Source organism: Burkholderia sp. 9779_493, from assembly GCF_015712215.1.
Classification (GTDB): domain Bacteria; phylum Pseudomonadota; class Gammaproteobacteria; order Burkholderiales; family Burkholderiaceae; genus Burkholderia; species Burkholderia cenocepacia.
Genome location: NZ_JACCQA010000007.1, coordinates 217,886 through 235,356 on the forward strand (window position 1 = coordinate 217,886; position 17,471 = coordinate 235,356).

Below are 17,471 nucleotides of genomic sequence, written 5' to 3' on the forward strand. Positions count from 1 at the left end.
CGACACGTCGGCCCTCCCGATTGTCCGCCGCGCATCATGACACTGCCATGCGCGAAAACACCAGTTAATGAACTAAACGATCGGATCGGAACACGAAACAATTGCGGCGGTGCGCAACGCGCGCCGCGGCAGCAGCGGTGCGGCTGTTCAGGCGCCGGTGCTGCCGGTCGCGCGATGCGCGACGACGTTCGGACGATCGCCGCGCACGCCGAAGCGTGCGATCAGCGCGGGAATCGCGTCGGCCGGCACCGGGCGCGAGAACAGGAAGCCCTGCGCCTCGATTTCGCCGAGCGCGGACAGCCACGTGATCTGCTCCTCGGTCTCCGTGCCCTCGACGACGACGGTCAGCCCGAGCGAGCGCGCGAGATGCACGATCGACGACACCATCACGCACACGCTGCGATCGTTCGGGATCGCCTGCACGAACGAGCGGTCGACCTTCAGCGTGTCGACGGAGAAGCGGTGCAGGTACGACAGCGACGAATAGCCGGTGCCGAAATCGTCCAGCGCGATCCGGATGCCGAGCTTTTTCAGCGCGACGATCTTTTCGGACACGAGCTCCGGATATTCCATCATCGCGGTTTCGGTGATCTCGATCTCGAGCCGGTTCGCGTCGATGCCGGTGTCCTGCAGCGCCTGCGAGATCGTCTCGATCAGGTCGCCGCGCCAGAACTGCACGGGCGAGATGTTGACCGCGAGCGTCAGCGTGTCGTGGCCTTCGTCGCGCCAGCGCGCGATCTGCTCGCACGCGGTGCGGATCACGAAGTCGCCGATCGGCACGATCAGGCCGGTCGATTCGGCGATCGAAATGAATTCGTTCGCGGAGATGACGCCGTGCTCGGGGTGATCCCAGCGTGCCAGCGCCTCGAAGCCGGTGATCGTACGGTGCGTGAGGTCGATCTTCGGCTGGTACGCGAGGAACAGCTGCCCCTCGGCGAGCGCGACGCGCAACTGCTGCTCCCAGCGCATCAGGTGGTCGGCGCGGTGCGACAGGTGCGGCGCATAGAACTGGTAGCAGTTCTTGCCGGCGTCCTTCGCGCTGTACATCGCGAGGTCGGCCTTTTTCAGCAGGTCGATCTCGCTTTCGTTCGCGACGGTGTGCAGCGCGATGCCGATGCTCGCATGCAGCACGAACGAGCTGCCGCGTACGTCGAACGGCTCGCTGAACATCCGGATGATCGCTTCCGCGAGCCGCACCGCGCGCCGCTCGACGTCGTCGCCCTTCATCACGACCACGAACTCGTCGCCGCCGATGCGCGCGAGCGAGCCTTCGTCGTCGACCGCGTCGGCGAGGCGCGATGCGGTCATCTGCAGCACGATGTCGCCGGCGTTGTGGCCGAGCGTGTCGTTGACGGTCTTGAAGTTGTCGAGATCGATGAACAGCAGGCCGAGCCGCGACAGGCTCGCGGGCATCGACACGTCGTTGCGCAGCCCGCGCAGCGTCGCATAGCGGTTCGCGAGGCCGGTGAGCAGGTCGTATTCGGCGAGCTGCGTCATTTCGCGCTCGCGGCCGAGCAGCTTGCCGATCAGGCCCGTCGCGACGCCGAAGAACGCGAGCATCGCGAGCGTGATGAAGCTCGTCATCAGCAGGTAGACGTTGCGCGTGTGCGTGTAGTCCGCGAACTCTTCCGTCTGCGACAGCCCGACCATCACGGCGAGCGGGTAGCCGTCGAGGTGGCGGTACGACACGATGCGCGTCACGCCGTCGATCGGATCGATGATCGTGCCGGTCACCCGCTCCGCGATCGGGTAGACGCCCGAGGCCGAAAACGCGCCCGGCGCGTTGTTGACCGACCCCGTGCGCCGCGCGAGCACCGCGCCCGTGTCGGACACGACCGCGATCACGCCTTCCTTGCCGATGGCCGCGTTGTTGTAGAAATCGTTCGTGAAGTAGCTCGGGTCTTCCGACACCACGACGATGCCCGCGAAGCTGCCGTCCGGGTTGTTCAGGCGCCGCGTCATCTGCAGCGTCCAGTGGCTCGACACGCGGCCGAGCACCGGCTTGCTGATGAACAGGCGATCATCGTTGTGCGCGAGGTGGACCTTGAAGTGCTCGCGGTCGGACAGGTTGATCGGCTGCGGATGGAGTTCGGCGGTGTTCGCGAACAGGATGCCCTTCGCGTTGACGAGCGACACCTGGATCAGCGTGTCGCTCGGCACGACGCCTTTCTCGACGGCGCTCGCGAGATTGAAGCGCGCCGGCGATTTCTCGAATTCGAACTTGACGAAGCGGGTGATCTGGTCGACCTGGTGGATCGCCTTGACCGTATGCTGCTCGAGCGCGGACGACAGGATCGCCGCGGAGGCCGCCGCTTCCTTGTACGCGCTGTCCTTTTCGACGGACAGACGCGCGATGATCACGGCCCACAGCAGCGCGAGCGCCAGCATCCCGAGCAGCGGGATGGCAAACAGCGCACGCCGGCGCGATTTGCGCGGCGCGCGCAGCGGCCGGTTCGGCGGCGTGTGGTTGGACCGGGCGGAGCTCATCGAAGAGGGCGGCGTCCTGCTCGCGTGCGCCATCCGTCTGGATGGCCGGCTATGGTTCGGATTGTCCCGACGTCTGTTCGTTCGCGGGACGCGCAACCATGGACAGACCTCCGAAACAACGGATTAGGCCCGATATTACTGGCTGGAACGTTTTTGCGATAGTTGGGTGAAGCGTAGGGCGCCGGACGAGCCGGCGCCATCGCACATCGCGAAATGTCAGTCGGGTGACCGAAACGTGCCGTCGACGACCGTGACGACGCGGCCGCCGATCCAGGTCGTGCCGTCTTCGTCGTAGCTGACGAAGATGCGGCCGTCGCGGCCGATCGCGGTGCCCTGGCGGGCCGTATACGACGGGCCGGGGCGGCGTGCCTGGCGCGTCAGCAGTCCGGCCAGCGCGGCGTTCGCGCTGCCGGTGACGGGGTCCTCGCCGGGCGTGCCGAACTGGCCGCCCGTCATCAGGCAGCGGATCTCGAACGTCGCGGGGCCACCTTCGGCATGCGGCGCGTAGGCGGCGAGGCCGTCCACGCCGTAACGCCGGGTGAGCGCGGCCAGCGCGGCCGGATCGGGCGACAGGCCGATGCACGCATCGGCCGACTTCAGCCGCACGACCAGCCACGGCGCGCCGTTGTCGACCGCGCACGGCTCGGCATCGAGGTCGAGCGCGTCGCTGCGCAGCGCGGCGGCCAGTACCGCGTAGTCCGAACGGTCGAGCGGCGTGACGCGTGCTGGCGGCGCGGCGAACGCCCAGCCGTCGGCCTGCTCGCGCAGCGCGACCCGGCCGACTCCGCACTGCTGGATCAGCCGGCCCGGCGTGCGCGGCCGCGCGCCGCTTTCGAGGAACGCATGCGCGGTGCCGAGCGTCGGGTGGCCGGCGAACGGCAGTTCGCCGCCCGTCGTGAAGATCCGCACGCGATAGTCGGCTTCCGGATCGGTGGGCGTGCAGAGAAACGTCGTTTCCGACAGGTTCGTCCAGCGGGCGATCTCGAGCATGGCGTCGTCGCCGAGCGAATCGGCGTCGAACACCACGGCAAGCGGATTGCCCTTGAACGGCGCCGACGTGAACACGTCGACCTGCTTGAAACGAACGAGACGGCCGGACATCGCGATGCGCCCGTTACGCGACTTCGGCGATCAGTTCGATCTCGACGCACGCGCCGAGCGGGATCTGCGCGACGCCGAATGCCGAGCGCGCATGCTTGCCCGCGTCGCCGAACACTTCCGCGATCAGCTCCGACGCGCCGTTCGTCACGACGTGCTGTTCGGTGAAGTCGAGCGTCGAGTTGACGAGGCTCATCAGCTTGACGATGCGCGTGACCTTGTTCAGGTCGCCGGTGTGCGCGTGCAGCGTCGCGAGCAGGTCGATCGCGATCGAGCGGGCGGCGGCCTTGCCGTCTTCCGTTTGCAGATCCGCGCCGAGCTTGCCGGCCCAGACCTTGCCGTCCTTCTTCGCGATGTGGCCCGACAGGTAGACCGTATTGCCGCTTTGCGCGCTCATCACGTAGGCGGCAGCCGGGGCGCCGGCGGTCGGGAGTTCGATGCCGAGCGATTTCAGTTTGTCGTAGACGTTAGCCATGTGTTCGATTCCTCGTAGAGAGTCGTGACAGGAAAAAGGGGATCAGAGGCGCTCGCGCAGCAGCTTGCCGAGGCGCGCGACGCCTTCCTCGATCTTCTCGGGCGGCACCGTCACGAACGACAGGCGCAGCGTGTTCTGCTGCGCGTTCTCCGCGAAGAACGGCGCGCCCGGCACGAAGGCGACGTGGTTGTCGACGGCCGCGGCGAGCAGCTTCATGCTGTCGATCTGCGCGGGCAGGTTCACCCAGATGAACATCCCGCCTTCCGGGCGGTTCCACGTGACGCCTTCCGGCATGTGGCGCGCGAGCGCGCCGAGCATCGCGTCGCACTGCGCGCTGTAGAGCGCGCGGATCGTCGGGATGTGCTCGTCGAGGAAGCCGTCCTTGATCACTTCGTGCGCGATGCGCTGCGTGAGCGTCGGCGTGTGCAGGTCGGTGGCCTGCTTGGCCTGCACGAGCTTGAAGTGGAGTTCCTCGGGCGCGATGATGTAGCCGATCCGCAGGCCCGGCGCGAGCACTTTCGAGAACGTGCCGAGGTGCACGACGTGGTCGGGCGCCATCGACAGCATCGTCGGCAGCGGCTCGCCCTGGTAGTTCAGCGCGCCGTACGGATCGTCCTCCAGCACCGGGAACGGGCTCGTCTGCGCGAACGCGGCGAGCGCGCGGCGGCGCTCGACGGGCAGGCGGCGGCCGGTCGGGTTCTGGAAGTTCGGCTGCGCGTACAGCAGGCGCGCGCCTTGCGTGAGTCCGGGCGTGAGGCCTTCCGGCAGCAGGCCCTGCTCGTCGGTCGGCACCTGCACGTAGCGCGGCTCGTACAGCGAGAACGATTGCAGCGCGCCGAGGTAGGTCGGCGTTTCGACGAGGATCGGGCTGTTCGGGTCGATCAGCGCCTTGCCGAGCAGGTCGAGCGCCTGCTGCGAGCCGGTCGTGATCAGCACCTGCGACACGCGCACGCTGTAGCGCTCGGCGATCCATTCGCGCAGCGGCAGGTAGCCTTCGGTCGCGCTGTACTGGAGCGCGGCGGCCGGCGCGTCGCGCAGCACGCGGTCGGCGGCGGCGCGCATGCGTTCCGCCGGGAACGTCGCGGGGGCGGGCAGGCCGCCGGCGAACGAGATGACCTCGGGGCGTTCCGTGACCTTCAGGATCTCGCGGATCGCAGAGCTCGTCAGCTTGCGGGCGCGTTCGGAAAGCTGCCAGTGCGGCGGATGCAGGTCGCTCGGATTCATAGTCTCCTCGTTCGGATATCGTGGTCAGTCAAGAAAGGTCGTTCGGGCGAATCGCTTCGACGCCGCCGGGTGGGCGAGCGCGAACGCGATGAAGCCTTCGCGGCCGGGTGGGCAAACCGATCAGGCAAAACGTCCATTATGGCGCAGCTGTTCAGCCGGCGCGAGCGGGACGCGGGGCCGTGGCGACCGCCGAGCGGCGCCCGAGCACCACGGTCGCGATCACGGCGGCCGCGAACAGCCACGTCGACGACGTGACCGTTTCGCCGAACAGCAGCGCGGAAAAGGCGATCGTGAAGAAAATCTGCAGCAGTTGCACCTGGCCGACCCGCGCGATGCCGCCCATCGCGAGCCCCGCATACCACGCGAAAAAGCCGATGAATTGCGAAAAGAGGGTCACGTAGCCGAACGCGAGCCACGTGCGCAGCGCGAGCGGGCCCGGATGCGCGGCGTGCTGCATCCACGCGAGCCAGCCGACCGGCAGCACGAGGAGCGGTGCCGACACGACGAGCGCCCAGCAGATCACCTGCCAGCCGCCGATCTGGCGCGCGAGGCGCGCGCCTTCCGCATAGCCGAGCGCGCCGATGCCGACCGCGACGAGCATCAGCGCGTCGCCGGCCTGCACGGTGCCGCCGCCGTCGCGCAGCGCGAACGCGATCACGAGCCCGCTGCCGGCCACCGCGCTGGCCCAGAACGCCTTCGACGGCCGTTCGTGCGACAGCCAGGCCGCATACAGCGCGACGAACAGCGGCTGCAAGCCGTTGACCACCGCGCCGTGCGAGGCGGGCACCGATTTCATCGCCCAGGCCGAGAACACCGGATACGCGATGATCACGCCGGCCGACGTGATCGCGAGGCTTTTCAGTTGCGCGCGGCTCGGCAGCGGCTCGCGGCGCCACCACAGCAGCAGGCCGGCCGGCACGGCGGCGGCGAGCGCGCGGCCGAGCCCGTTGAGCAGCGGATTGAGCTCGGATACGACGATGCGCGTCATCGGCAGCGTCAGGCTGAAGATCATCACGCCGATGAGGCCGAGCAGCATGCCCCGGGTTTCGCGCGAATTCATGTCGTGGGTGTCTCCGTCGTGCAGGTCGTTGTCGTCGGGAAAGCGGCGGGGCGGTCAGCGCAGCGTGCGTGCGCCGTGCGGCGTGTCGAATTCGGCGGCCAGCGCCGGCGGACCGTCGGTCGATTCGAGGTCGAGCAGGTGCGCGGCGCCGAGCCAGTCGAGTTGCTCGCGGACCGTATCCGCGTGCGGGTGGACGCCCTTGAGCGCCTTCAGCGCGACGCCGTCGGCCGGCAGCGATTCGGCCGGATGACGCGGGCTGTCCCACTGGATCAGCGACGGCACGAGGCCGTCGCCGGCGCCTTGCCATGCGGGGAAGCTGCCGTCGTCGGGCACCGTGAGGCCCCAGCTCAGGTCGCCGCGCCGCATCGCGACGACGGGCGCGATGCGCGCCGGGTACTGGCGCTGCCACAACGCAAGCTGGCGCGGGCGGTCGACGCGCGCCACCCAGTGCGCGAGAAACGGGCCCTGCGCGAGCCGCGCCTGGAGCGCCGGATCGTCGAGCCCGAACAGCCGCGCGCGCGGCGGCTTCGTGCCGTCGTCCGGCGCGGGCGCATCGGGGTCGATCGCGATTACTTCGAGGTAGAGCCCGCCCCACGCGCCGAACAGCGCATTGTGGGTCCGCATCAGCGGATGGCGGCCGCCGCCGGCCGGCTCGATGCCGAGTGCGTCGGCGACATGGCGCACGCCTTCGTCGAGGGTGCGCGCGGCAATCACGAGATGGTCGAGTGTCAGGGGGCGGGCTGGCATGAGCGTCGGTCGGGAAGCGAAAGTGTCATGGTAGGCGGACGGCGGGCCGGGTGCGGGCCGGACCGGCCGGCGCACCGGCCGCGAAGCGGGCCGGCGGGCGCAGCGCCGGGTGCGGCGGGGCCGCAACGGCGGCCGCACGATCGCCATTCCGGTCAACTGTAATCGTCGCTACCGGCACAGTAACGGTACAATCGGCGCGATAGCCTTCGGTACAGTTGGAGCCGCCGCCCATGTCCACCGTCCCACTCGCCCAGATTCCCGCGCCGCACGACACGGCCACGCTCACGCTCGTCGACCAGTTGGTCCAGTGGGCGCGGCGGCGTATCGACGAACGCGTGTTCCGTCCCGGCATGCGCATGCCGTCGATCCGCAAGCTCGCGCTCGACAAGAGCGTGTCGCGCTTCACCGTCGTCGAGGCCTACGAGCGCCTCGTCGCGCAGGGTTACCTCGACTCGCGGCGCGGCTCCGGCTTCTACGTGCGCGAGCGCACGGGCGCCGGCCCGCAGCCGGCCGACAGCGTCGCGCGGGTGGCCGAGGCCGCGCCCGTGCACAACACGATCGACGTCGTCTGGCTGCTGCGCAACATGCTGCATACCGTCAGCCCGGAGAAGGGTCCCGGCCTCGGCTACCTGCCGGGGCGCTGGCTCGACGGCGAGCTGATCACCGGCGCGCTGCGCGCGCTCGGGCGCCAGTCGGGCGCGCAGATGCTCGGTTTCGGCACCGCGCAGGGCTTCCTGCCGCTGCGCCAGCAACTGCAGACGCGTCTCGCCGAAGTCGAGATCGGCGCGAAGCCCGAACAGATCGTGCTGGTGTCGGGCATCACGCAGGCGATCGACCTGATCTCGCGGATCTACATGCGCCCGGGCGATGCGGTGATCGTCGGCGATCCCGCGTGGTTCCAGATGTTCGGCCGTTTCGCGGCGCAGGGCGCGCAGCTCGTCGGGATGCCGTATACGCCCGACGGCCCCGACCTCGACGCGCTCGAAACCCTGGTGCAGATGTGGCGGCCGAAGATGCTCGTGATCAATTCGGTGCTGCAGAACCCGACCGGCACGTCGCTGTCGGCCGCGCAGGCGTTCCGGATCCTCAAGCTCGCGGAGGCCTACGATTTCCTGGTCGTCGAGGACGACATATACGGCGACCTGTGCCCGCCCAGCTATCCGGCCACGCGGCTCGCGAGCCTCGACCAGCTGAAGCGCGTGATCTATCTCGGCAGCTATTCGAAGACGCTCGCGGCGAACCTGCGGGTCGGCTACGTCGCGTGCGCGCCGGAGATCGCGAAAGCGATCACCGACCAGAAGATGCTGGTCGGGATGACCACGCCCGAGCTCAACGAGCGCGTGTTGTACAAGATCCTGACCGAAGGGCATTACCGGCGCCACGTCGAGCGGCTGCGCGCCCGGCTCGACGGCGTGCGCGACAAGACCGCGCGGATGCTCGAGCGCACCGGGCTCGGGCTCTTCACGATGCCCGCGGCCGGGATGTTCCTGTGGGCCGACACGGGCGTCGATTCGGACGCGCTCGCGGCGGTCGCGCACGAAGCCGGCTTCCTGCTGACGCCGGGCAGCCTGTTCTCGCCGCAGCAGTCGCCGTCCACGTGGATGCGCTTCAACGTCGCGAACTGCGGCGATCCGGCGCTGCCGGGGCTGCTGGCGAGCTATATCGACTCGGCGGTGCGGCGCGCGTCGTGACGCGGCGCGGCGCGGCAAGGCCGGCTCTTGAAATTGTCCGAGCCGTCCCCAGATACGCGCGCAAACCGCCGGCGCCAGGCGGTCGTCCCACACGGGCCGTCCCACACGGGCCGTCCCGGACGCGCCGTCTTTCGCGGGGCCGCCGGCATCGCGCGCCGGGCGCCGGCGTCACCCCTTTTCAGTTCTAGTAAGAGGAAACAGCATCCATGGCACACGAAACGATGAGCTTTCAGGCAGAGGTCAAGCAACTCCTCCACCTGATGATCCATTCGCTCTACAGCAACAAGGAAATCTTCCTGCGCGAACTGGTGTCGAACGCGTCCGACGCGGCCGACAAGCTGCGTTTCGAGGGGCTCGCGGACAACGCGTTGTACGAGAACGATCCGAACCTGCGCATCCGCATCGGCTACGACAAGGCCGCGCGCACGGTTACGATCGACGACAACGGCATCGGCATGAGCCGCGACGAGGCGATCGCGAACCTCGGCACGATCGCGCGGTCGGGCACCAAGGAATTCTTCACGAAGCTGTCGGGCGACCAGCAGAAGGATGCGGCGCTGATCGGCCAGTTCGGCGTGGGCTTCTACTCGGGCTTCATCGTCGCCGACAAGATCACCGTCGAGACGCGCCGCGCGGGCCTGCCGGCGAACCAGGCCGTGCGCTGGGAAAGCGCCGGCGAGGGCGATTTCACGATCGACGCGATCGAGCGCGCGCAGCGCGGCACGACGATCACGCTGCACCTGCGCGAAGGCGAGGACGACCTGCTGTCGTCGCACCGCCTGAAGTCGATCATCCAGAAGTACTCCGACCACATCGCGCTGCCGATCCTGATGCGCAAGGAAGAGTGGGATCAGGAAAAGGGCGAGATGGTCCTGAAGGACGAGGACGAAACCGTCAACCAGGCGAGCGCGCTGTGGACGCGTTCGAAGAGCGACGTCACCGACGAGCAGTACACGCAGTTCTACCAGCACATCGCGCACGATCACCAGGATCCGCTCACGTGGACGCACAACCGCGTCGAGGGCCGCAGCGAATACACGCAGCTGCTGTTCGTGCCGGCGCACGCGCCGTTCGACCTGTGGAACCGCGACTATCGCGGCGGCCTGAAGCTGTACGTGAAGCGCGTGTTCATCATGGACGACGCCGAGCAACTGCTGCCGCAATACCTGCGCTTCGTGAAGGGCGTGGTCGATTCGGCCGACCTGCCGCTGAACGTGTCGCGTGAAATCCTGCAGGAAAGCCGCGACGTGAAGGCGATCCGCGAGGGCGTGACCAAGCGCGCGCTGTCGATGCTCGAGGAACTCGCGAACGCGGAAGAGGATGCCGGCAAGGAGAAGTACAAGACGTTCTGGGGCGCGTTCGGCCAGGTGCTGAAGGAGGGCCTCGGCGAGGATCACGCGAACCGCGAGCGCATCGCGAAGCTGCTGCGCTTCGCGTCGACGCACGGCGACACCGACGCGCAGGACGTGTCGCTCGCCGACTACGTGTCGCGCATGAAGCCCGAGCAGAGCAAGATCTACTACGTGACCGCCGATACCTGGCAGGCCGCGAAGAACAGCCCGCATCTCGAAGTGTTCCGCAAGAAGGGTGTCGAGGTGCTGCTGCTGACCGACCGCGTCGACGAATGGATGCTGTCGTTCCTGCACGAATTCGACGGCAAGCCGCTCGCGAGCGTGGCCCGCGGCGATCTCGATCTCGGCGAGCTGAACGACGAGGAGAAGAAGGCGCAGGAGCAGGCCGGCGAGGCGGTCAAGCCGGTCGTCGAGAAGATGAAGGAAGCGCTCGGCGACAAGGTGAAGGAAGTGCGCGTCACGTTCCGCCTGACCGATTCGCCGTCGTGCCTCGTCGCGGACGACAACGACATGAGCGGCTATCTGCAGCGGATGCTGAAGGCGGCCGGCCAGAACGCGCCGGTGATGCAGCCGATCCTCGAGATCAATCCCGAGCACGCGCTCGTGAAGCAGCTGAACGCCGACAGCGCCGATTTCGGCGACTGGTGCCATCTGCTGTTCGATCAGGCGCTGCTGGCCGAAGGCGGCATGCTCGACGACCCGGCGAGCTTCGTGAAGCGGACCAACGCGCTGCTGCTGTCGCGCGCCGCGTGAACGCGCGCATGCGATTCGACGGCGCCCAGGCCGGCTGGCGCGAGACGCCGCGGCCTGGCTGCACGCTCGACCAGCGCGACTGGCTGACGCGCGGCGGATCGCTGACCGCGCATCTTGCGCGGCTCGGCCGCGTGAACGTGCGCGTGACGCGCGAGGCCGTCGATTCGCCGTGGTTCGACGAGCCGGACGCGCTCGCCAGTTCGCCGCGCGCGCCGATGTGGGTGCGCGAGGTGATCCTGTCGGTCGACGGCACGCCGTACGTCGCCGCGCACAGCATTGCGCCGCTCGCGGCCAGCAAGGGCGTGTGGCAGGCCATGCGGCGGCTGCGCACGCGGCCGCTCGCGGAGCTGCTGTACAGCGATCCGCAGGTCGAGCGCTCGGCGCTCGTGAGCCGGCGCGTGATCGCCGGTCATCCGCTGTATGCGCTCGCGAGCCATGCATTGCAGGGCGCGCGTGCGCCGCATGCGTTTGCCGCGCGCCGCTCGGTGTTCCAGCGTCACGGCAAGCCGCTGATGGTCACCGAGTGCATGCTGCCGGCGCTGTGGCGCCATCTCGCCGCGCACGGCGACGGGCCGCGGTCGGTCGGGCCGCACGGAGGCGCGTGATGCTGCAGGGCTTTCCGCCGGTCGTCGCGCCGCATACGCACACGATGATTCTCGGCAGCTTTCCGGGCGAGGCGTCGCTCGACGCCGCGCAGTACTACGCGCATCCGCGCAACCAGTTCTGGCGGCTGCTCGGCGCGGTGCTCGGCGAGCCGACGCTGCATGAACTGCCGTACGACGCGCGGCTCGCGCGCGTGCTGTCGCACGGCATCGGCATCTGGGATGTGCTCGATGCGTGCCATCGTCAGGGCAGTCTCGATTCCGCGATTCGCAATGCGAAGCCGAACGACTTCGCGTCGCTGCGCGAGCATGCGCCGTTGCTGAAGCGCGTGTGCTTCAACGGCAAGACGGCGGGGCGGTTCGCGGACGTGATCGGCCAGGCCGGATACGAGACGCTCGTGTTGCCGTCGTCGAGCCCGGCGAATGCGATGCTGTCGTTCGAGCAGAAGCTCGCGCAGTGGCGCGCGATCGCCGTTCGATAGCGTCGCGTCGGAGCGTCGCCGCGCTAGCCGGGCGACTGTCGTACGGCAACCGAGGTTCTCGCGTCAGCCGCGCGCGGATGCAAGGCGCGGTAGACGATCAGGATCAGCAAAATCGGCAACAGGACGGCGCCCGGTTGTCCCATCGCGGGCTTGAACACGAAGAAAAACGAAAGGCCCGGCAGGACCCACGCCAACGCCATGACCGCATGGTCCACCCGCCCGAGCGCGCGGGTTGCCCGGTCGTACCTGCACATGTAAATGATCGCGAGCAGCAGCCACGCGAGATCGTAGTAGACGAGGTACGGCTGCGTCAGCAGCGTCGCAACGATCGCCGCCGCCGCGCACAGGTCGGCATGCTTCTTCCTCGCCCATAGACCCGCGGTCGCAACGACGGCCGGTATCGCGACGGCCGCCTGCACGGCAAAGGCGGTCGGCAGACTGGCGCCCGACCGTCGCGACATCGCGAACGGCGTCGGCATCGCGTTCCAGATTCCGCCGGCGTTGTTCGCCAGGATCAAGTGGCTGAACCACGACAGCGTGTCGAAAAAACGCATCCACGGCGGCACGCCGAGCACCAGCGCGCTGACCGCGCAGAACAGCGCGGCCGTGACGGCCATCGCGCCAACCGCGCGGACATGTCCGCCGCAGAGGAACAGCACCGGGAACAGGAGCGCGAGCTGCGGCTTGATGACGAGCAGGCCAGCGCATACGCCGGCGGCGACCGGACGTCGTTCGAGCCATCCCAGCGCGCCGGCGGCGCACGCCAGGGTCAGCAATGAATTCTGGCCGCAGATCGTCGCGACCCAGATGCCGGGGAACGCGATGAGCGCGATCCACGGCAGCGGGCGATCCTTCATCGCGAGCGTGCACGCCGCCAGCGCGACAGCGATGCCGATGCCGACGAACAGGCCGTACGAAGCGGCGTAGGGCAGCAACGCCAGCGGATACACCAGCAACTGGAAGGTCGGCGGATAAACCCACGGCGCGGCGATCCGCGCGGGCGGCCAATCCGGCAGCAAGCGGGCTTCCGCCGCGAACATCTGATGAAGGTCGAAGGCAGCGAGCGGCCCGCTGTGGAGCGACACGAAGGACGCGCTCCAGAAAACCCGGAAGTCGATGCCGGGAGGCGGCACGCCGGGGAGATGCAGCACCCAGCACGAAAATGCCCAGATACCCAGCAACGCGAGCTGAAACAGCAGGATGGCCGCGCTGTACAGCACGAGCCGCTCTCGGGAGAGCCATCCCCGGCGATCTGGCGATGCGTGGTCCGTCGCAGTGTGCGTCATGGCCGCTATGAGCCTCCCCGAATGCCGTTTCAGTTTGGCATAGGTTCGGTCGACCGAACGGCCTTTTTATTGCAAGAAAGTAAATGACCGGTCACGTCTGCGAATCAGGCTGGCGGCGGGTTCGTGGATTTCGACGGTCGTCGTATCAGCAGTCGAATGGACTGGGACATCGGCACGTACCGGCCGCAGGCACGCATGGCGCCCGTCGCGCGCCGTTGCCGGCGACGCTCAATCGTCGTTGCCCCAGCGCCACCGCGGTCTCTCGCCCTTGATCCAGCACACCGCGGTGAGCAGGGCGACCAGCACCACGATGCACGCGCCGTACGCGACCGGCGAGCGTTGCGGCGGCAGCAGCCACGCGCTCGCGACGATCCCGAACGCGAACAGCAGCAGCACGACCCAGCCCTGCCACGCCACCGGCAATCCCCATCCCCAGCCGTAGCGCTTCGCTGGAAACCAGATCTTCCTGTCGTTCGAGGTCATGCGCGCTCCCGTGATCCGCAAGTGCAGCGTAGCGCCGACGTGATTCGGCGTCACGCAGGGCCGCGCGTTCGTCGCGGCCTCCGTTTCCCACCAATGCTATCCTCTCGTCCGCTCATCCAGCGTCACCCAGCGAGATTCAATCATCATGACCCGACTGATCAAGCGCGCGTCCGCCGAGGCGCGCGCGTTCAAGCAACGCAAGGCGTCCGCCTACAACGGCTCCGAAAAACTCCAGCCGCCGCGCGTGAAGCGCCGCCCGGACATCGACGAGCACGACGACGTGCCGGTGCTCGAAGCGCCGCGCAAGCCGCGCTTCGCGCCCGTTACGTTCTCCGAAGAAGGCGGCGTGCGCTTCCTGCACTTCGGCACCGAGTGGGTGCAGGGCGCGATGCGGATCTCGAAGCCGCTGCACATCGAGCTTGAATACGCGCAGCAGATGATGGCGTGGCTGCTGTTCCTCGAAACGCCCGAGCGGATCGTCCAGCTCGGGCTCGGCACCGGCGCGCTGACCAAGTTCTCGCACCGTTTCCTGCCGCACGCGAAGGTCGAGGCCGTCGAGCTGAACCCGGCCGTGATCGTTGCCGCGCGCACGATGTTCGCGCTGCCGCCCGACGACGCGCGCCTCGTCGTGCACGAAGCCGACGCCTGGGACTTCGTCAACGATCCGGCCAACCGCGGCACGACCGGCGCGATCCAGATCGACCTGTACGATGCGACCGCGCGCGGCCCCGTGCTCGACAGCGTCGCGTTCTACCGCGCGGTGCGCGGCTGCCTGGCCGGTGCCGGCATCGCGACGATCAACCTGTTCGGCGATCATCCGAGCTTCGTGCGCAACATGAAGCACCTGAACGCGGCGTTCGATCACCGCGTGATCGCGCTGCCCGAAGTACACGACGGCAACCGCATCGCGATCGCGTTTTCGGGCCCCGCGCTCGACGTGCCGTTCGCGCAGCTCGACGCCCGGGCGAAGCTGATCGAGGACACGCTGAAGCTGCCCGCACGCAAGTGGGTGAAAGCTTTGAAAGCAACGACCGGCGCACGCGACACCGCGTTCGCGATCTGACGCCGGATGCACCGGCGGCAGGCCGGTGCAACCCGCGACAAGGGGCGGATCACCTCGGGTTCGCCCCTGCTTGACCGCGTGCTCGCGGCTCCTATACTGGCGCGAAGCCAGGGGAGCCGCAGCCTACCCGTTTTGCCGCTCCTCTCGGTGCCGTACCCGCTCAACAAGATCGATAACCGGGAAACAAGAGGAGACGTCATGGCTCACGATGCCGACGCCAACCGGGCCGCCAAGCGCTGGCTCTGGCTGCTGGTACTGCCGCTGATCGCGATGGTCTGGGTGCCGTCGTACAGCAAGATCGAACCGCAATGGCTCGGTTTTCCGTTTTTCTACTGGTACCAGTTGCTTTGGGTCTTCATCAGCGCGGTGATCACCGCGTTCGTGTATTTCAAGACCAAGAACGCGTGGAAGGCGAGCGGCACGCAAGGAGGTGCGCAATGAATCTCGGCGCGACCTTCGTCTTCGTCCTGCTGTTCATCGGCGTCACGATCATCGGTTTCCTGGCCGCGAACTGGCGGCGCGGCGATCTCGCTCATCTCGACGAATGGGGCCTCGGCGGACGCCGCTTCGGCACGATCGTCACGTGGTTCCTGCTCGGCGGCGACCTCTATACGGCCTACACGTTCGTCGCGGTGCCCGCGCTCGTATTCGGCGCCGGCGCGATGGGCTTCTTCGCGCTGCCGTACACGATCCTGATCTATCCGTTCGCGTTCGTCGTGTTCCCGAAACTGTGGAGCATCGCGAAGCGGCACGGCTACGTGACGGCCGCCGATTTCGTCAACGCACGCTACGGCAGCCGGATGTTGGCGCTTGCGATCGCGGTGACGGGCATCGTCGCGACGATGCCGTACATCGCGCTGCAACTGGTCGGCATCGAGGTGGTGATCGGCGCGCTCGGCTTCGACACGACCGGCTTCGTCGGCGATCTGCCGCTGATCATCGCGTTCGCGATCCTCGCCGCGTACACGTACACGTCGGGGCTGCGTGCGCCCGCGATGATCGCGATCGTGAAGGACGTGCTGATCTACGTCACGATCGCGGCCGCGGTCATCGTGATCCCCGCGAAGCTCGGCGGCTTCGGGCACATCTTCTCCGCGGTGCCGCCCGCGAAGCTGCTGCTGAAGGCGCCGGACGCGACGAGCCTGAACGGCTACAGCGCGTACGCGACGCTCGCGATCGGCTCGGCGCTCGCGCTGTTCCTGTATCCGCACTCGGTCACGGCGATCCTGTCGTCGTCGTCGGGCAACTCGATCCGCCGCAACATGGCGATGCTGCCCGCGTACTCGTTCGTGCTCGGCCTGCTCGCGCTGCTCGGCTACATGGCGCTCGCCTCCGGCGTGAAGGACATGCCGCAGTACGCGCCGTACTTCAAGGCGTTCGGCCCGAACTTCGCGGTGCCCGCGCTGTTCCTCGAGTATTTCCCGTCGTGGTTCGTCGGCGTCGCGTTCGCGGCGATCGGCATCGGCGCGCTGGTGCCGGCGGCGATCATGTCGATCGCGGCCGCGAACCTGTACACGCGCAACATCCACCGCGAATTCGTGAACCGCAACATGTCGCACGACCAGGAAACGCACGTCGCGAAGCTCGTGTCGCTGATCGTGAAGGTCGGCGCGGTCGCGTTCATCCTCGGGCTGCCGCTGACCTACGCGATCCAGCTGCAACTGCTCGGCGGGATCTGGATCATCCAGACGCTGCCGGCGATCGTGCTCGGCCTGTACACGCGCGTGCTCGACCATCGCGGCTTGCTGGCCGGCTGGGCGGCCGGCATCGTGTGCGGTACGTGGATGGCGATTTCGCTGAAGCTGGCCAGCTCGATCTTCACGATCCACCTGTTCGGTCTCGCGATCCCCGGTTATGCGGCCGTGTGGTCGCTGGTCGTGAACCTGGTGGTATCGGTGGCGGTGAGTGTGCTGGTGCGGGTGATGGGCATGGCGCATGCGGAGGATCGCACGCGGCCGGAGGATTATCTGGACGTCGTCGAGGGCTGATACGGCCGGTGCACGGCCGCTCGCCGCGCACGACGCATTACGTGGCTGCCCGGCAACGAAAACGCCCGCCACCGCAAGGTGGCGGGCGTTCGTTTTGCGTCAGCCCTGCGCGCGTTTCGCGAGATCCTCGCGCTGCGACAGGTCCTCGACGTTGACCATCCAGTGCACGCCGAAACGATCCTTCGCCATCCCGAAGCCGAGCGCCCAGAACGTCTTGCCGAACGGCATCGTCACTTCGCCGCCGTCGGCGAGCGCATTGAACAGCTTCTGGCCTTCGTCGACCGTCGCCGGGTTCAGCGACAGCGAATAGCCGGCGTGCGCGGCGCCCGCCGGCTGGCTGCAATCGCCGTCCGAGCACATGATCATCGAGTCGCCGATCGTGAAGCTCGCGTGCATGACCTTGTCGGCCATCTCCGGCGACATCGGGTAATCGGGATTCGGCGGGGCGTCCTTGAAGTGCATCTTGAACATCGTCTTCGCGCCGAGTGCCTTTTCGTAGAACTGAAGGGCTTCGTCGGCGCGACCGTAGAACGTCAGGTACGGTTGAACTTGCATCGTTGTCTCCTGGGATGAGCCGTGCCGGCGCGGCGGCGCTGGCACGGCGTCGTGCAAGACTGACTGGGGGGAAAGGGTGCATCGGGAGGCGGCCGTCGCACCCGTGACGTGGATTGTAGTGCGCG

At 67.9% G+C, this 17,471-nt stretch carries 16 protein-coding genes; 7 read left to right on the top strand and 9 right to left on the bottom strand.

All coding sequences use genetic code 11. The features are described from left to right. Nucleotides 1–147: 147 nt before the first annotated feature. From H0X95_RS09820 to H0X95_RS09845, 6 genes are all read right to left on the bottom strand, one after another. On the bottom strand, nucleotides 148–2,487 hold the full coding sequence (locus H0X95_RS09820; protein ID WP_006487653.1) for a bifunctional diguanylate cyclase/phosphodiesterase: 2,340 nt from the start codon (nucleotides 2,485–2,487) through the stop codon (nucleotides 148–150). 216 nt (nucleotides 2,488–2,703) lie between these two features. Continuing rightward, nucleotides 2,704–3,588, bottom strand: a complete 885-nt coding sequence (locus H0X95_RS09825) for a PhzF family phenazine biosynthesis protein (protein ID WP_048984612.1) — start codon at nucleotides 3,586–3,588, stop codon at nucleotides 2,704–2,706. Between the two features lie 13 nt (nucleotides 3,589–3,601). After that, nucleotides 3,602–4,060 (bottom strand): RidA family protein, encoded by a 459-nt coding sequence (locus tag H0X95_RS09830; protein ID WP_006478174.1) that lies wholly within the window; start codon nucleotides 4,058–4,060, stop codon nucleotides 3,602–3,604. A gap of 42 nt (nucleotides 4,061–4,102) precedes the next feature. Beyond that, entirely contained in the window at nucleotides 4,103–5,284 is a 1,182-nt protein-coding gene (locus H0X95_RS09835) for an aminotransferase-like domain-containing protein (RefSeq protein ID WP_006497073.1), read from the bottom strand. A 151-nt stretch (nucleotides 5,285–5,435) separates the two neighbouring features. Further along, entirely contained in the window at nucleotides 5,436–6,344 is a 909-nt protein-coding gene (locus H0X95_RS09840; RefSeq protein WP_059721360.1) for a DMT family transporter, read from the bottom strand. A 54-nt stretch (nucleotides 6,345–6,398) separates the two neighbouring features. Further along, nucleotides 6,399–7,091 (bottom strand): VOC family protein, encoded by a 693-nt coding sequence (locus H0X95_RS09845; protein ID WP_059721359.1) that lies wholly within the window; start codon nucleotides 7,089–7,091, stop codon nucleotides 6,399–6,401. Between the two features lie 230 nt (nucleotides 7,092–7,321). On the opposite strand from H0X95_RS09845, the gene H0X95_RS09850 reads away from it, so the two are divergent. The 4 genes from H0X95_RS09850 (at nucleotide 7,322) to H0X95_RS09865 (ending at nucleotide 11,971) form a co-directional block, all read left to right on the top strand. Continuing rightward, nucleotides 7,322–8,782: an aminotransferase-like domain-containing protein gene (locus H0X95_RS09850; RefSeq protein WP_006483766.1), complete on the top strand. Its 1,461-nt coding sequence runs from the start codon at nucleotides 7,322–7,324 to the stop codon at nucleotides 8,780–8,782. A 206-nt stretch (nucleotides 8,783–8,988) separates the two neighbouring features. Next, on the top strand, nucleotides 8,989–10,887 hold the full coding sequence (gene htpG / locus H0X95_RS09855; protein ID WP_059721358.1) for a molecular chaperone HtpG: 1,899 nt from the start codon (nucleotides 8,989–8,991) through the stop codon (nucleotides 10,885–10,887). A gap of 8 nt (nucleotides 10,888–10,895) precedes the next feature. Then, complete coding sequence (locus H0X95_RS09860) at nucleotides 10,896–11,492, top strand: chorismate--pyruvate lyase family protein (protein WP_006497067.1); 597 nt, start codon at nucleotides 10,896–10,898, stop codon at nucleotides 11,490–11,492. Continuing rightward, entirely contained in the window at nucleotides 11,492–11,971 is a 480-nt protein-coding gene (locus tag H0X95_RS09865) for a DNA-deoxyinosine glycosylase (RefSeq protein WP_006490664.1), read from the top strand. Before H0X95_RS09860 ends, H0X95_RS09865 begins: the two co-directional genes overlap by 1 nt. Before the next feature lie 23 nt (nucleotides 11,972–11,994). Here the strand turns inward: H0X95_RS09865 and H0X95_RS09870 are convergent, their stop codons facing one another. Together H0X95_RS09870 and H0X95_RS09875 are read right to left on the bottom strand one after the other, a co-directional pair. Beyond that, on the bottom strand, nucleotides 11,995–13,191 hold the full coding sequence (locus H0X95_RS09870) for a glycosyltransferase family 87 protein (RefSeq protein WP_048984598.1): 1,197 nt from the start codon (nucleotides 13,189–13,191) through the stop codon (nucleotides 11,995–11,997). Between the two features lie 294 nt (nucleotides 13,192–13,485). Continuing rightward, complete coding sequence (locus tag H0X95_RS09875) at nucleotides 13,486–13,740, bottom strand: hypothetical protein (protein WP_006497065.1); 255 nt, start codon at nucleotides 13,738–13,740, stop codon at nucleotides 13,486–13,488. Nucleotides 13,741–13,885: 145 nt separating this feature from the next. Here H0X95_RS09875 and H0X95_RS09880 point away from each other — a divergent pair, with 145 nt between their 5' ends. The 3 genes from H0X95_RS09880 to mctP all read left to right on the top strand — a co-directional run bounded on the left by H0X95_RS09880 (nucleotide 13,886) and on the right by mctP (nucleotide 16,791). Next, a complete protein-coding gene (locus tag H0X95_RS09880; protein WP_059721357.1) occupies nucleotides 13,886–14,803 on the top strand; it encodes a hypothetical protein in 918 nt (305 codons plus the stop codon). 198 nt (nucleotides 14,804–15,001) lie between these two features. After that, nucleotides 15,002–15,244: a DUF3311 domain-containing protein gene (locus H0X95_RS09885; protein WP_006490660.1), complete on the top strand. Its 243-nt coding sequence runs from the start codon at nucleotides 15,002–15,004 to the stop codon at nucleotides 15,242–15,244. Next, nucleotides 15,241–16,791: a monocarboxylate uptake permease MctP gene (gene mctP / locus H0X95_RS09890; protein WP_006490666.1), complete on the top strand. Its 1,551-nt coding sequence runs from the start codon at nucleotides 15,241–15,243 to the stop codon at nucleotides 16,789–16,791. Before H0X95_RS09885 ends, mctP begins: the two co-directional genes overlap by 4 nt. Nucleotides 16,792–16,890: 99 nt before the next feature. Here mctP and H0X95_RS09895 read toward each other — a convergent pair whose 3' ends face one another. Then, the gene (locus H0X95_RS09895) at nucleotides 16,891–17,346 is read right to left on the bottom strand and encodes a VOC family protein (RefSeq protein WP_006490663.1); all 456 of its coding nucleotides are present in this window, start codon (nucleotides 17,344–17,346) and stop codon (nucleotides 16,891–16,893) included. Nucleotides 17,347–17,471 lie beyond the last annotated feature (125 nt).

Coding starts and splice junctions, on each gene's coding strand:
- H0X95_RS09880 (WP_059721357.1), top strand. CDS start 13,886: ATGACCCGACTGATCAAGCGCGCGTCCGCCGAGGCGCGCGCGTTCAAG.
- H0X95_RS09835 (WP_006497073.1), bottom strand. CDS start 5,284: ATGAATCCGAGCGACCTGCATCCGCCGCACTGGCAGCTTTCCGAACGC.
- H0X95_RS09825 (WP_048984612.1), bottom strand. CDS start 3,588: ATGTCCGGCCGTCTCGTTCGTTTCAAGCAGGTCGACGTGTTCACGTCG.
- H0X95_RS09875 (WP_006497065.1), bottom strand. CDS start 13,740: ATGACCTCGAACGACAGGAAGATCTGGTTTCCAGCGAAGCGCTACGGC.
- H0X95_RS09860 (WP_006497067.1), top strand. CDS start 10,896: ATGCGATTCGACGGCGCCCAGGCCGGCTGGCGCGAGACGCCGCGGCCT.
- H0X95_RS09830 (WP_006478174.1), bottom strand. CDS start 4,060: ATGGCTAACGTCTACGACAAACTGAAATCGCTCGGCATCGAACTCCCG.
- htpG (WP_059721358.1), top strand. CDS start 8,989: ATGGCACACGAAACGATGAGCTTTCAGGCAGAGGTCAAGCAACTCCTC.
- H0X95_RS09840 (WP_059721360.1), bottom strand. CDS start 6,344: ATGAATTCGCGCGAAACCCGGGGCATGCTGCTCGGCCTCATCGGCGTG.
- mctP (WP_006490666.1), top strand. CDS start 15,241: ATGAATCTCGGCGCGACCTTCGTCTTCGTCCTGCTGTTCATCGGCGTC.
- H0X95_RS09845 (WP_059721359.1), bottom strand. CDS start 7,091: ATGCCAGCCCGCCCCCTGACACTCGACCATCTCGTGATTGCCGCGCGC.
- H0X95_RS09895 (WP_006490663.1), bottom strand. CDS start 17,346: ATGCAAGTTCAACCGTACCTGACGTTCTACGGTCGCGCCGACGAAGCC.
- H0X95_RS09885 (WP_006490660.1), top strand. CDS start 15,002: ATGGCTCACGATGCCGACGCCAACCGGGCCGCCAAGCGCTGGCTCTGG.
- H0X95_RS09865 (WP_006490664.1), top strand. CDS start 11,492: ATGCTGCAGGGCTTTCCGCCGGTCGTCGCGCCGCATACGCACACGATG.
- H0X95_RS09820 (WP_006487653.1), bottom strand. CDS start 2,487: ATGAGCTCCGCCCGGTCCAACCACACGCCGCCGAACCGGCCGCTGCGC.
- H0X95_RS09850 (WP_006483766.1), top strand. CDS start 7,322: ATGTCCACCGTCCCACTCGCCCAGATTCCCGCGCCGCACGACACGGCC.